This window comes from Pseudomonas sp. Pse79 (genome assembly GCF_024519615.1).
GTDB classification, from domain to species: domain Bacteria; phylum Pseudomonadota; class Gammaproteobacteria; order Pseudomonadales; family Pseudomonadaceae; genus Aquipseudomonas; species Aquipseudomonas veronii.
On the sequence record NZ_JALJRR010000002.1, the window covers coordinates 24598 to 37504 of the forward strand.

11 protein-coding genes are annotated in these 12907 nt (G+C 62.5%); 7 read left to right on the forward strand and 4 right to left on the reverse strand.

The window, feature by feature from the left end; translation table 11 throughout:
* Positions 1 to 12 precede the first annotated feature (12 nt).
* Positions 13 to 2007: a histidine kinase gene (locus NR164_RS03280; protein ID WP_046381863.1), complete on the reverse strand. Its 1995-nt coding sequence runs from the start codon at positions 2005 to 2007 to the stop codon at positions 13 to 15.
* Between the two features lie 77 nt (positions 2008 to 2084).
* Between NR164_RS03280 and NR164_RS03285 the strand changes: the two genes are divergently transcribed.
* Positions 2085 to 3059: an alpha/beta hydrolase family protein gene (locus tag NR164_RS03285; protein ID WP_256822293.1), complete on the forward strand. Its 975-nt coding sequence runs from the start codon at positions 2085 to 2087 to the stop codon at positions 3057 to 3059.
* A gap of 23 nt (positions 3060 to 3082) precedes the next feature.
* On the opposite strand, the gene NR164_RS03290 is transcribed toward NR164_RS03285, so the two are convergent.
* Genes NR164_RS03290 through NR164_RS03300 form a run of 3 tightly spaced genes read right to left on the reverse strand, consistent with a single transcriptional unit; the run spans position 3083 to position 5548 of the window.
* Positions 3083 to 3850 (reverse strand): TerB family tellurite resistance protein, encoded by a 768-nt coding sequence (locus NR164_RS03290; RefSeq protein ID WP_017847804.1) that lies wholly within the window; start codon positions 3848 to 3850, stop codon positions 3083 to 3085.
* A gap of 1 nt (position 3851) precedes the next feature.
* Positions 3852 to 4526 carry an N-acetylmuramate alpha-1-phosphate uridylyltransferase MurU gene (gene murU, locus NR164_RS03295; RefSeq protein ID WP_046381861.1) on the reverse strand — a complete coding sequence of 225 codons (675 nt, stop codon included), beginning with the start codon at positions 4524 to 4526 and terminating at the stop codon, positions 3852 to 3854.
* Positions 4523 to 5548, reverse strand: coding sequence for an aminoglycoside phosphotransferase family protein (locus NR164_RS03300; RefSeq protein ID WP_177029579.1), 1026 nt, complete (start codon positions 5546 to 5548; stop codon positions 4523 to 4525). Before NR164_RS03300 ends, murU begins: the two co-directional genes overlap by 4 nt.
* A 130-nt stretch (positions 5549 to 5678) precedes the next feature.
* Between NR164_RS03300 and NR164_RS03305 the strand changes: the two genes are divergently transcribed.
* The 6 genes from NR164_RS03305 (at position 5679) to NR164_RS03330 (ending at position 12905) form a co-directional block, all read left to right on the forward strand.
* On the forward strand, positions 5679 to 8456 hold the full coding sequence (locus NR164_RS03305; protein ID WP_256822294.1) for an LPS-assembly protein LptD: 2778 nt from the start codon (positions 5679 to 5681) through the stop codon (positions 8454 to 8456).
* Positions 8431 to 9771, forward strand: coding sequence for a peptidylprolyl isomerase (locus NR164_RS03310; protein WP_026140134.1), 1341 nt, complete (start codon positions 8431 to 8433; stop codon positions 9769 to 9771). Before NR164_RS03305 ends, NR164_RS03310 begins: the two co-directional genes overlap by 26 nt.
* The gene (gene pdxA / locus NR164_RS03315; RefSeq protein ID WP_017847809.1) at positions 9768 to 10757 is read left to right on the forward strand and encodes a 4-hydroxythreonine-4-phosphate dehydrogenase PdxA; all 990 of its coding nucleotides are present in this window, start codon (positions 9768 to 9770) and stop codon (positions 10755 to 10757) included. Before NR164_RS03310 ends, pdxA begins: the two co-directional genes overlap by 4 nt.
* The gene (gene rsmA, locus NR164_RS03320) at positions 10754 to 11566 is read left to right on the forward strand and encodes a 16S rRNA (adenine(1518)-N(6)/adenine(1519)-N(6))-dimethyltransferase RsmA (RefSeq protein ID WP_017847810.1); all 813 of its coding nucleotides are present in this window, start codon (positions 10754 to 10756) and stop codon (positions 11564 to 11566) included. Before pdxA ends, rsmA begins: the two co-directional genes overlap by 4 nt.
* Before the next feature lie 107 nt (positions 11567 to 11673).
* A complete protein-coding gene (gene apaG, locus NR164_RS03325) occupies positions 11674 to 12054 on the forward strand; it encodes a Co2+/Mg2+ efflux protein ApaG (protein ID WP_017847811.1) in 381 nt (126 codons plus the stop codon).
* The gene (locus NR164_RS03330; protein ID WP_017847812.1) at positions 12054 to 12905 is read left to right on the forward strand and encodes a symmetrical bis(5'-nucleosyl)-tetraphosphatase; all 852 of its coding nucleotides are present in this window, start codon (positions 12054 to 12056) and stop codon (positions 12903 to 12905) included. The genes apaG and NR164_RS03330 overlap by 1 nt, the downstream gene beginning before the upstream one ends.
* The last annotated feature ends 2 nt before the right edge of the window (positions 12906 to 12907 follow it).

The following is a 12907-nucleotide window of genomic DNA, read 5'->3' on the forward strand; positions in this document are numbered from 1 at the left end:
TTCCTCTTATTGTTATGCATCCAATGGCACCGTCACACTCAGGGTGGTGCCCTCCCCCGGCTGGCTGTCCAGGTTCAACTGCCCGCCCATGATCAGCACGCGCTCACGCATGCCGACCAGGCCGAACGACACCGGGCGGCCCTTGGCCTCGATGAAACCGACGCCGTCGTCGCTGATGGTCAGCCGCAGTTGCTTGCCCTCCACCGCCAGGGTCAGCTCGACAGTATGCGCCTGGGCATGGCGCATCACATTGGTCAGCGCCTCCTGCAGGATACGGAACAGGCCGATGGCCTTGGCATCGCTCAAGGCCGGCAGGTTATCCGGGACTTGCACCAGGCAGGGAATCTGCGTGCGCGCTTCGAAGCGCCGCGCCTGCCACTCGATGGCCGAGGCGATCCCGGCGTCGAGAATCGGCGGGCGCAACGCCGTAGCCACGTCGCGCACCAATTGAAACAGTTGGGCGATCAGGCGTTTCATGCTGTTCAAGCGCTCGTTCAGGCCAGGGTCCAGTTGCGCATAGGCCAGCTCGCACATGGAGGTTTCCAGCTTGAGTACGGTGAGCATTTGCCCGAGTTCGTCGTGTACTTCGCGGGCGATGCGCGCCTTTTCTTCTTCACGCACGGTTTCCAGGTGTGCCGACAGTTCGCGCAACTGCGCTTCGCTTTGCAGCAACGCAGCCACATAACGGCGACGCTCAGTGACGTCATTGAGGTAGACCACCAGGTATTCGCCATCGGCAAACCGCAGAAAGCTCAACGACACCTCGGCCGGCAGGATGCTGCCGTCTGCGCGCAGGCAGTCGGCGGCGAAATGCTGTGGGCCCTCTTCGCTGGCACGCGCGCGTTTCCACAGGTTCAGCCAACGGTCCATGCTCAGGCTCGGGTCGAAATCGGCCAGCGGACGCTCGATCAGCGCGCCGGGGCCATAACCGAGCATGGTTTCCGCCGCCAGGTTGGCGTAGCGCACATGGCTGTCCCAATTGACCCAGAGGATGCCGACGGTACTTTGATCGATGGAAAACTGCGTCAGGCGCAGCGCTTCGGCACCGGCGGCGCGTGCGGCGCTTTCTTCGCGAGCGGCGAGCAGCTTGTGCTCCAGCACTCGTTGCTGGCGACGCTGCCAGAACACCACCGCCAGGCTGGCGAGCAGCAGCAACCCCAGCAGCAGGCTGAGGTTTTGCCACAGGCCGGGAGACTCGGACAGACGCGGGTATTTGGGTTGCAGCCAGCGGTTGTGCAATTGGTCCAGATCGCGGGCGGGGATGGCGCGCAACGCGCTTTCCATGATGCCGGACAGTTCCGGCCAGTCGCGGCGGGTCGCCACCCGCAGCAACTGCGGCAGGCCGATATCGCCGACCACCGCCAGCCCGGAGAACTCAGGCTCGCCCGACAAGCGGCTCAGTTGCGCCTCATCCACCACGGCGTAACGCGCCTGCTGACTGACCAGCAACTGCAAGGCCTGGCGCTCCATGGGCACGCCTTGCAGGTTGAGACCGGGATAGGTGCTGCGCAGGTAATCGGCCACGGCGCTGGGCATACGCACGGCGACGCGGGAATGTTCGTCGAGTTTTTCCAATTCCACCGCACCGCCGCCCTCACGCACACCGACGATACGCTGGGGCACGCGCATGTACGGGTCGGTGAACAACCACAGGCGCAAACCGGCCGGGGTTTGCTGCAGGCCGGGGGCGATGTCCACCTCGCCGTCGCGCAGGGCGGCTTCCAGTTGCTCCTGAGTGGGGAAATTGCGCCACGTCAGCTCGATGTTCAGGGCCTTGGCCAGCCATTGCATCAACTCGACATTGGCCCCCGACAAACGCTGCAGGCGCCGGTCGTATTGCGCATACGGCGCCTGCAAGACCAGCCCCACCCGCAACTCCGGGTGTTGCGCCAGCCATTCGCGTTGCGGCACAGAGAGCTGCGCTTGCGCAGCGACAGGCACGGGCGCAGCCCCCGCCATCAAGGCAAAGCACATACAGCCGATAACCAGCAGACAGCGAAAACCCATGATCCACGTCTCACATCACTGACAAATACTGACCAACCCATTAGGCTGCTGGAATCACTTCTGGCCGGGAATTAACGATGCCCTATCGAAACCGTTCGGCACTGCCAGCATTGTGCCTGTCACTCCTCTTTACCGCCGTCTTTTCTGCCCAGGCCGCCGACGCGCCTGCGCCGGTTGCGGAAAAACCGCTCGAACGCCAGCCCCTGCCGGAGCGGAGCCGGGAAGAAGCCAGCGCCCTCGAACGCCAGATCCCACGCGAAGAACAGCAACAGCTGCAGGCCGGCAGCGATTCATTCCTGGCCCTGTGGAAACCGGCCAACAGCGCCGAAGCCGAAGGCGTGGTAATTATCGTACCTGGCGCGGGTGAAAATGCTGACTGGCCGCAAGCAATTGCACCATTGCGGCGTAAATTGCCGGATGCCGGCTGGGGCACCCTCAGTCTGTCACTGCCGGACGTGAACCTGGACACCTTGCCACCACGGGTGATCGAAGCGCCCAACGCGGCCGTCGACACCAGCAGCAAAGACGGCAGCACCGCCGCCAAACCGATCGAGCAAGCCGCCAGCGCGGAAGCCGAAGGCACCGACCCGGCCGTGGTGCCGGGCGCGGACGAACAGGACAAGACCGATGCCAAGCGTATCTTCGAGCGCATCGATGCCGCCGTCGCTTTCGCCCAGACACAAGGCGCCCGCAGCGTGGTGCTGCTTGGCCATGGCAGCGGCGCCTGGTGGGCCGCGCGGTACTTGAGCGAGAAACAACCGAGCCAGGTGCAGAAGCTGGTGATGGTGGCGGGCAAGGCCCCCGTGGGTCGCCAACCGGACCTGCAACAACTCGCCCCGGGCTTGAAAGTCCCCACGGCGGATGTCTTCTACCAGGACGTCGCCCAGGACCGGAACACCGCACGGGAGCGCGCCCAAGCCGCCAAACGCTTGAAGAATGGCGGCTACAAGCAGGTGTCGCTCAAGACCGTGCCCGGCAACAGTTCGGCCGAGCAGGAGCAGTTGTATCGGCGGGTGCGCGGGTGGTTGAGCCCAGAGCCAAAAGACAGCTGAGCGCCCGCGCCCAAATGGGATGACTAGCGGAAATCCCGCCGCTCGCGAATCAACGTATAGGCGTTATGCAGTTCGCGGGTTCGCTCGGTGGCCTCACGCACTTGCGCGGGGCTGGCGCCGCTACCGGCGATCTTGTCTGGATGGTGGCGGCTGAGCAGGCGGCGGTAGGCGCGCTTGATCGCCGAGGGCTCGGTGGTGCTGGTCACCCCCAGAATCCGCAACGCCTCCTGATACGCGGCGCCACGGCTGGCCACCGGCTTGCGCTCCGGCGCGTAATCGGCGGCCAGCGCCTGAAGCTGTTGCGGCGTCCAGCCCAACCACTTGCCCCACAAGTTGATCAAGTCGCGCTCGGCATCATCCGCGCGGCCATCCGCCCAGGCCATGCGCCAACAGGCGCGCAACACGCCTTCTGACGCATGGGGCTGGGACTTGAGGACGCGCAGGTAGGCGCGCACCCGGTCAGAGCCGGATTTACCGCGATTGAACGCCGCAATCGCCCGACGCTGGGCCGGTTCGGTCATGTCCAGCGCGCGCATTTCCTGGCGTGCCTGCTGGATATGCCCGTCCGCCACGCGGCCATTGCTTTTGGCCAGGCGGCCCAGCAGCACAAACAACAGTTCGTCATTGCGCAACGCCGGGCGCCCGCCCAGGCGCTCACGCAACTGTGCCCAGCTGTGCAGTTGCAGGCGGCGATCCAGCGCCTGCCCGAGCAAGGCTCCCAACAAGGCCCCCGGAATACTGGCAATGGCAAAGCCAGCCCCGGCGCCGATCAGCGTCCCAGGCCACAACATCTTAGCGCCCCGCTGTCAGCAGGGTTTCGACTTGCGCCAGGCGCTCCAGCGTGCCGACATCGATCCAGCGTCCCGTCATGTGTTCTCCCGTTACTTGACCTTGCGCCATGGCCGCGCGCAACAGCGGCGCCAGCTTGAAGGCACCGGTGCTGCAACCCGCGAACAACTTGGGGTCGAGCACTGATATGCCACTGAAGGTCAGGTTATCGGCACCGGGCGCCGCATCATGAAGCACACCATGATCCAGGTGGAAATCCCCGCCCGAGGGGTGATGCGCCGGGTTATCGACCATCACCAAGTGGGCCAGGCCCTGGAGCGGGCGCTGGAGTTGGGCGAAGTCGTAATCGGTCCAGATATCGCCATTGACCACCAGAAAGGGCTCATCCCCCAGCAACGGCAGCGCCTGGAAAATCCCGCCGCCGGTTTCCAACGGTTCGCCCTCGGGGGAGTAGCGGATGCGCAGGCCAAACTGCGCACCGTCGCCCAGGTAGTTTTCAATCTGCTGGCCGAGCCAGGCATGGTTGATCACGACATCGGTGAAACCGGCCCTGGCCAGCGCCTCCAGGTGATACTCGATCAGGCGCTTGCCGCCCGCCTGCACCAGCGGCTTGGGCGTGTGCAAGGTGAGCGGGCGCATCCGCTCGCCTTTGCCGGCCGCCAGGATCATCGCCTTCATACGCTCGCCTCGGCGGGTTGGCGCAGGCTGGCCAGCAGCTCAGCCAGTTCGCCCAACTCCGGACGGTCCGCCAGTACCGCGTCTATATAGGCAAAGAAGCGCGGCACGTCGGCTAGGTAGCGTGGTTTGCCGTCGCGGTGGCAGATACGCGCGAAGATACCGATCACCTTGAGGTGACGCTGCACGCCCATCAGGTCGCTGGCGCGCAGGAAGTCGTCGAAATCCGCCTGCACCGGGATGCCCAGAGCTGCGGCGCGCTGCCAATAACCGCGCTGCCATTCGCGCACGCGGGCCTGGGGCCAACTGAGGAACGCGTCCTTGAACAGGCAGGTGATGTCGTAGGTCACCGGGCCGTAGACCGCGTCCTGGAAATCCAGCACGCCGGGGTTCGGTGCGCTGATCATCAGGTTGCGCGGCATGTAGTCGCGGTGTACCAGCACTTTCGGCTGGGCCAGGGCGCTGTCGATCAGGCGCTCGCTGACACGCTGCCAGAGCGCCTGCTGGTGCGCGTCGAATTCGATCCCCAGGTGTCGGCGCACGTACCATTCGGGGAAGAGTTCCAGCTCGCGGCGCAGTAAAGCGACGTCATAGCTGGGCAGCGGCGCGTCCATCGGCAACTGCTGGAAAGCCAGCAAGGCGTCGATGGCATCGGCGAACAATTGATCGGCATTTTGCTCGTCAATCACGTCCAGGTAGGTTTTTCTGCCCAGGTCGTTGAGCAAAAGAAAGCCGCGCGGCAAATCTTCTGCATAAATTTTTGGCACATTGATTGCCGATTTCGCCAGTAAATCGGCGATATCGACGAAAGGTTTGCAGTTTTCCTGGGGGGGTGGAGCGTCCATCACCACGAAAGTATGCGCCCCGCCTTCCCAGCGGAAGTAGCGCCTGAAACTCGCGTCGCTACTGGCCGCGGTCAATGTGGCCGGGGGTACGGCGCCCCAATCCTGAGCGTTGAAGAGGATCGGCAACTGCTCATCCAGCCAGACTTTCAGCTGTTGTAAACGTAGATCTTGCTCGGGCATTACAAGGGTCTCCGACGGCGCTAGCCGTCAAGCGGGTCATGCTTTATTATCACGCATCTTTTTCAGACCATCGAGAGGCGTGCGGCCCACACCGCGGGCAGATGGCACGCAGGAAGCCCGGACTAATAAGATGGCATTGAAATCCCCCGCGTTTCGTAGAAAATTTCCGTTGCTGGTAACCGGCAGTCTGCTGGCCATGCAACCTTTCGCCACCTCATTCGTGGTCGCCGCGGAACAGTATGACTGCTCAGTCTCTGCTTCGGGTGCCTGGGATTGCGCGCCGAAAACCGCCGCCGCCCCATTGCCACCACGCCCGGTGCATGACGGTGCAGCCGTCAGCTCGGCCAACGGCACGGCGCAAGCCAACGCTGAAGGCGGCACCGAGGCCGAGCCGAAGACCATGCTGGTCACCGAATCCAAGGGCCGTGGCCTGCGTTCGCGCAGCGCCGACTACAGCCACTTGGACTGGGTGCCTCGCGAGAAGCTGACCGCCGCCCAACTGGCGGAAACCGGTCCTTATTGCTCCGGCGCGTACATCGAGCCGATTCGTCCTGGCATGAACGACAAGACGAACCAGAGCGATGCGCCGACCTTCATCGGCGCCAAGGCCTCGCGTTACGAGCAGGAACAGCAGGTCGCGACCCTGGCCGGTGACGTCGTCATGCGCCAGGGCAGCATGCAGCTGGAGTCTGAAGAAGCCAGCCTGTACCAGGCCGAGAACCGTGGCGAGCTGAACGGCAACGTCCGCCTGCGCGACAACGGCGCGCTGATCGTCGGCGACCACGCCCAGGTCCAGCTCGATACCGGCGCGGCACAGATCGACAACGCCGAATACGTGATGCACAAGTCACGCATCCGCGGTAACGCGCTGTACGCCAAGCGCGCCGAAAACGCGATCATCCGTCTCAAGGACGGTACGTACACCACCTGCGAGCCAGACAGCAACGCCTGGCAGCTCAAGGGCAACAACATCACGTTGAACCCGGCCACCGGTTTCGGTACGGCCACCAACGCGACGTTGCGGATCAAGAACATCCCGATCCTGTATACCCCTTACATCTATTTCCCGATCGACAACCGTCGTCAATCCGGCTTCCTGCCGCCGAGCTTCAGCACCGGCAGCGAGACTGGCTTTACGCTGGTGACGCCGTACTACTTCAACCTGGCACCGAACTACGACGCCACGTTGTACCCGCAATACATGACCAAGCGCGGCTTGTTGATGGAAGGCGAATTCCGCTACCTCACCAAATCCAGCGAAGGCCAGTTCGGCGGCGCGTACCTGAACGACGACAGCAACGAACGCAGCAAGCAGACCGATTACGAAAAAACCCGTTATATGCTCAATTGGCAGCATAAGGGCGGGTTGGATTCGCGCCTGACGACTCAGGTGGATTACACCAAGATCAGTGATCCTTACTACTTCCAGGATTTGAAGTCGTATGAAGAGGGGGTTCAGAGTCGGGATTACCTGAATCAGCAAGGTTCTGTGACTTATCGAGGCGATTCTTACCAAGCGCGCGTGAACGTCCAGGCTTATCAGCTGGCAACGATCTCTCAGATCACGCCGTATGATCGCTTGCCGCAGATCACTTTCAATGGTGCGCTGCCGTACCATCCGGGTGGGTTGAACTTCACATACGAGACTGAAGCTGTTCGTTTTGAGCGTAGCCTGGAAAACGGCACGTTTACTGATGAGAATGGCCTTGTATCGCCTCGTCTGGACACCTACGTCACAGGCCTGACCCGTGCAGACGGTACGCGCTTGAACGCGGCCCCCGCCGTCGACTACCCGATGAACTGGACCTACGGCTTTATTACGCCGAAGTTGAAGTACGTCTATACCAAGTACGATCTCGACCTTGACGGTACGGGCAAGACGCAAATGGCTGCAGCCGGTCAGACGTTCAAGAGCTCGCAAGATCGCACTGTGCCAATCGCCAGCGTCGACAGTGGCCTGTACTTCGACCGCAACACCAACTGGTTCGGCAAAGACTATCGCCAAACCCTCGAGCCGCGCGCGTTCTACCTTTATGTTCCGAATAAAGACCAGAGCGACATCCCGGTTTTCGACACCAGCGAATACTCGTTCAGCTACGCCTCGCTGTTCCGTGACAACCGCTTCAGCGGCACCGACCGGATCGGCGATGAGAACAAGCTGTCCCTGGGCCTCACCAGCCGCTGGATCGAAGAGAACGGCTTCGAACGCCAACGCGTCAGCGTCGGCCAGGCCCTGTACTTCAAGGACCGCGAAGTTCAACTGCCCGGCATCCTGGCAGCCGACCGCGCCGACGCCCAGAGCGACGTTTCGCCGATCGCGCTGGACTACGAGTTCCGCTTCAACCGCGACTGGCGCGCCACTGCCGATTACAACTGGGACACGGAAAGCCACGCCCCACGTTCCGGCAGCGCGATGTTCCACTACCAGCCGGAAGACAACCCGAACAAGATCGTCAACCTCGGTTATCGCTATCGCAACGACCAAGTGGTCTACAACCAGCTGACCGGCAAATGGCAGTTTGGTGGCGACTACGGCACGGAAGGCCAACCAAACTTCGTGAAGGATTACTACAAAATCCAACAACACGACTTCTCGATGATGTGGCCGATCATTCCCCAGTGGAACATGATTACCCGCTGGCAGTACGACTACGCCCGCAACCGTACCCTGGAAGCCTTCGGTGGTTTCGAGTACGACAACTGCTGCTGGAAACTGCGCGTCATCAACCGTTACTGGGTTTCCAACGACGAATACAGCCAGATCGCCCCGCTTAACGAAAAGGGTGACCACGGGCTCTTCTTCCAGATCGTCCTCAAAGGACTCGGCGGCCTGACCGGCGCCAAGGTAGAGAGCTTCCTCGACAAAGGCATTCAAGGTTATCGTGAACGTGAAGATCAAGCTTTCTGATTGTCTGCGCCCGCTCGTGCTGGGCGCGCTGTTCCTGGGTACCGCATCGGCGCATGCCGCGGTTCAACAGCTGGATAAGGTCGTGGCCATCGTCGATAACGACGTGATCATGCAGAGCCAACTGGACCAACGGGTCAAGGAAGTTCAGCAAACCATCGCCAAGCGTGGCGGTGGTGTGCCGCCGACCAGCGTCCTGGACCAACAGGTGCTGGAGCGCCTGATCGTCGAAAACCTGCAATTGCAGATCGGCGATCGTTCCGGCATCCGTATTTCGGACGAAGAACTGAACCAGGCTGTCGGCACGATCGCGCAACGCAACAACATGAGCATCGATCAGTTCCGCGCCGCCCTGGCCCACGACGGCCTGTCCTATGAGGACGCGCGTGACCAGATCCGCCGCGAAATGATCATCAGCCGTGTGCGTCAGCGTCGTGTGGCCGAGCGGGTTCAGGTGTCCGAGCAGGAAGTGAAGAACTTCCTCGCATCGGACCTGGGCAAGATGCAGCTCTCCGAAGAACTGCACCTGGCCAACATCCTGATCCCGACCCCGGACAGCGCCAACTCTGAGCAGCTCAATGCAGCCGCCGCCAAAACCCAGGCTATCTATGATCGCCTGAAGGCCGGTGCCGATTTCGCCCAGATGGCAATCGCCCAATCCGGCAGCGACAACGCCCTGGAAGGCGGCGATATGGGCTGGCGTAAAGCCGCTCAATTGCCACCGCCGTTCGACCGTGAGCTGAGTGCCATGGAAGTGGGAGGCATTACCCAGCCCGCCCGCACCCCAGGCGGTTTCATCATCCTCAAGTTGCTGGAACGTCGCGGCGGCGAGACCTCGCTGAAAGACGAAGTCCACGTTCGTCACATCCTGGTTAAACCAAGCGAAATCCGCACCGAAGCGCAAACCAAGGAACTGGCCCAGAAGATCTATGACCGCATCGAAAGCGGCGAAGACTTTGCCACCCTGGCCAAAAGCTTCTCGGAAGACCCAGGTTCAGCCCTCAACGGTGGCGACCTCAACTGGATCGACCCGAAAGCATTGGTGCCGGAGTTCCAGGAAGTGATGGCCAAGACCCCGCAAGGCGTACTGTCCAAACCGTTCAAGACGCAATATGGCTGGCATGTACTGGAAGTCCTTGGCCGCCGCGCCACCGACAACACCAGCCAGGCCCGCGAACAGCAAGCCCTGACCGTCCTGCGCAACCGTAAGTACGATGAAGAGCTGCAAACCTGGCTGCGTCAGATCCGTGACGAAGCCTACGTAGAAAACAAACTGCCAGGCGCCGAGCAAACAGGCACCAACCAGGCAAACCAGTGAAACCCCAGCGTTTCGCGGTGACACCCGGCGAGCCGGCCGGCATTGGTCCAGACCTGTGCCTGCTGCTCGCCTCGCAGCCCCAGCCACACCCCCTGATCGCCATTACCAGCCGCGACCTGCTCCTTGAGCGGGCCGCGCAACTGGGCGTGGCCGTCAAGCTGCTGGACGTTGCGCCGGGTAACTGGCCCGACCTGCCGGCTCCTGCGGGCAGCCTGTATGTATGGGATACCCCGCTGCAGGCCAAGGTGGTCGCCGGGCAACTGGACAAGGCCAATGCGGCCTTTGTGCTGCAAACCCTGACCCGTGCAGGGCAAGGGTGTATCGACGGCGACTTCGCCGGCATGATCACCGCCCCCGTACACAAGGGTGTGATCAACGAATCCGGCATCGCCTTTTCCGGCCATACCGAATTCCTCGCCGAACTGACCCACACCCCCCAAGTCGTGATGATGCTGGCCACACATGGCCTGCGCGTCGCCCTGGTGACCACGCATTTGCCGTTGCGCGACGTCGCCGATGCCATCACCGTCGAACGCCTGGAGCGCGTCACGCGCATCCTGCATGCCGACCTGCAACAGAAATTCGGCATCGCCCAACCGCGCATCCTGGTCTGCGGGCTCAACCCCCACGCCGGTGAGGGCGGCCACCTGGGCCATGAAGAAATCGACATCATCGAACCCACCCTGGAGCGTCTGCGCCAAGACGGCATGGACCTGCGCGGCCCATTGCCCGCGGACACTCTGTTTACCCCCAAATATCTGGAGCACTGCGACGCAGTGCTGGCGATGTACCATGACCAGGGGCTGCCCGTGCTGAAATACAAAGGCTTCGGCGCCGCAGTCAACGTGACGCTGGGCCTGCCGATCATCCGCACTTCCGTCGACCATGGCACCGCCCTGGACCTGGCGGGCAGCGGCAAGATCGATACCGGCAGCCTGCGCGTGGCCCTGGAAACCGCCTATCAGATGGCCGAGACCCGTATATGACCGAGCATTACCAACACCGGGCGCGCAAGCGCTTCGGGCAAAACTTCCTGCACGACGCTGGCGTGATCGACCGCATCCTGCGCTCCATCCATGCCAAGCCCGAAGACCGTCTGCTGGAAATCGGCCCGGGCCAGGGCGCACTGACCCAAGGCCTGCTGGCCAGCGGCGCGCAACTGGATGTGGTTGAGCTCGATAAAGACCTGATCCCGATCCTCAATCAGCAGTTTGGCGGCAAGTCCAACTTCATCCTGCACCAGGGCGATGCGCTGAAGTTCGACTTCACCAGCCTCAATGCCGCGCCCAACAGCCTGCGGGTGGTGGGTAACCTGCCGTACAACATCTCCACGCCGCTGATCTTCCACCTGCTGAACAACGCAGGGATCATCCGCGACATGCACTTCATGCTGCAGAAAGAAGTGGTTGAGCGCTTGGCCGCCGGCCCTGGCGGCGGCGATTGGGGCCGCCTGTCGATCATGGTTCAGTACCACTGCCGCGTCGAACACCTGTTCAATGTTGGCCCGGGCGCGTTCAACCCGCCGCCAAAGGTCGATTCGGCCATCGTGCGCCTGGTGCCTCACGCCGTGCTGCCGCACCCGGCCAAGGATCACAAACTGTTGGAGCGCGTCGTGCGCGAAGCCTTCAACCAGCGCCGCAAGACCCTGCGCAATACGCTCAAAGCGCTGTTGAGCAACGCCGAGATCGAAGCCGCTGGCGTCGACGGCAGCCTGCGCCCGGAACAACTGGACCTGGCCGCATTCGTGCGCCTGGCCGACCAGCTTGCGATCCAGCCGCCGCCCGTCGCGGACTGAAGCCCACCCTGCACCAGGCCCGACAGCATGTCTGGCCTAGTGCCCGCCTCTTGGCCTAGACTGATCCGCATCTGCTGTCCTCCGCTTTTGCTTTTAAGGCCTCTTGCATGTCCGATCCTCGCTACCAGATCGACGTCAGCGTCGTTACCCGCTTCCTGGCGGACCAATCGCAACCTGAACACAACCGTTTCGCCTTTGCCTACACCATCACGGTGAAAAACAACGGGCTGGTGCCGGCCAAGCTGCTGTCACGCCACTGGGTGATCACCGACGGTGACGGTCAAGTGGAGGAGGTGCGGGGTGCCGGCGTGGTCGGCCAGCAACCGCTGATCGATATCGGCGCCAGCCATACCTACAGCAGCGGCACGGTGATGACGTCCAAGGTCGGCACCATGCAAGGCTCGTATCAGATGAAGGCCACTGACGGCAAACTGTTCGACGCGATCATCAAGCCATTTCGCCTGGCCGTGCCCGGAGCCTTGCACTGATGGCAACCTATGCGGTCGGCGACCTGCAAGGCTGCCTGCAACCCCTCAAGTGCCTGCTCGAACGCGTGGCCTTCGACCCAGCGAACGATCGCCTGTGGCTGGTAGGCGACCTGGTCAATCGTGGCCCCGAGTCCCTGGAGACCCTGCGCTATCTATATGGCCTGCGCGATTCCCTGGTGTGCGTACTGGGCAACCACGACCTGCACCTGCTCGCGGCCGGCAGTAACATCGAGCGTCTGAAAAAGGCCGATACCCTGCGGGAAATCCTCGAGGCCCCGGATCGCGCCGACTTGCTGGACTGGCTGCGCCGGCAAAAGATCATGCACTACGACGAACAGCGCGACATGGTGCTGGTCCATGCCGGCATTCCACCGCAGTGGACGCTGAAAAAAGCCCTCAAGTGCGCCGCCGAAGTCGAAAGCGCCCTGGCCGATGACAACCTGTACATCGCCTATCTCGACGGCATGTACGGCAATGAACCGGTGAAATGGGACAACGACCTGACGGGCGTCGCCCGCCTGCGCGTGATCACCAACTATTTCACACGCATGCGCTTCTGCACCGCCGACGGCAAACTGGACCTCAAGAGCAAGGAAGGCGCCGACACCGCGCTGCCCGGCTACAAACCGTGGTTCGCCCACAAGGAACGCAAGACCCGCGACACGAAGATCATCTTCGGTCACTGGGCGGCCCTCGAAGGCAAATGCGATGAACCCGGCGTGTTCGCCCTCGACACCGGCTGCGTGTGGGGCGGCGCCATGACCCTGATGAACATCGACACCGGCGAGCGCCTGAGCTGCCAGTGCCCTTCCCCTCTTCCCGTGACCCCGTCGGTTGCCGCGAAGCGCTAGAC

Bases quoted from the DNA above. Each gene is read 5' to 3' on its own strand.
- NR164_RS03330 (WP_017847812.1), top strand. From the start codon at position 12,054: ATGGCAACCTATGCGGTCGGCGACCTGCAAGGCTGCCTGCAACCCCTC.
- rsmA (WP_017847810.1), top strand. From the start codon at position 10,754: ATGACCGAGCATTACCAACACCGGGCGCGCAAGCGCTTCGGGCAAAAC.
- murU (WP_046381861.1), bottom strand. From the start codon at position 4,526: ATGAAGGCGATGATCCTGGCGGCCGGCAAAGGCGAGCGGATGCGCCCG.
- NR164_RS03290 (WP_017847804.1), bottom strand. From the start codon at position 3,850: ATGTTGTGGCCTGGGACGCTGATCGGCGCCGGGGCTGGCTTTGCCATT.
- NR164_RS03300 (WP_177029579.1), bottom strand. From the start codon at position 5,548: ATGCCCGAGCAAGATCTACGTTTACAACAGCTGAAAGTCTGGCTGGAT.
- NR164_RS03280 (WP_046381863.1), bottom strand. From the start codon at position 2,007: ATGGGTTTTCGCTGTCTGCTGGTTATCGGCTGTATGTGCTTTGCCTTG.
- NR164_RS03305 (WP_256822294.1), top strand. From the start codon at position 5,679: ATGGCATTGAAATCCCCCGCGTTTCGTAGAAAATTTCCGTTGCTGGTA.
- NR164_RS03285 (WP_256822293.1), top strand. From the start codon at position 2,085: ATGCCCTATCGAAACCGTTCGGCACTGCCAGCATTGTGCCTGTCACTC.
- apaG (WP_017847811.1), top strand. From the start codon at position 11,674: ATGTCCGATCCTCGCTACCAGATCGACGTCAGCGTCGTTACCCGCTTC.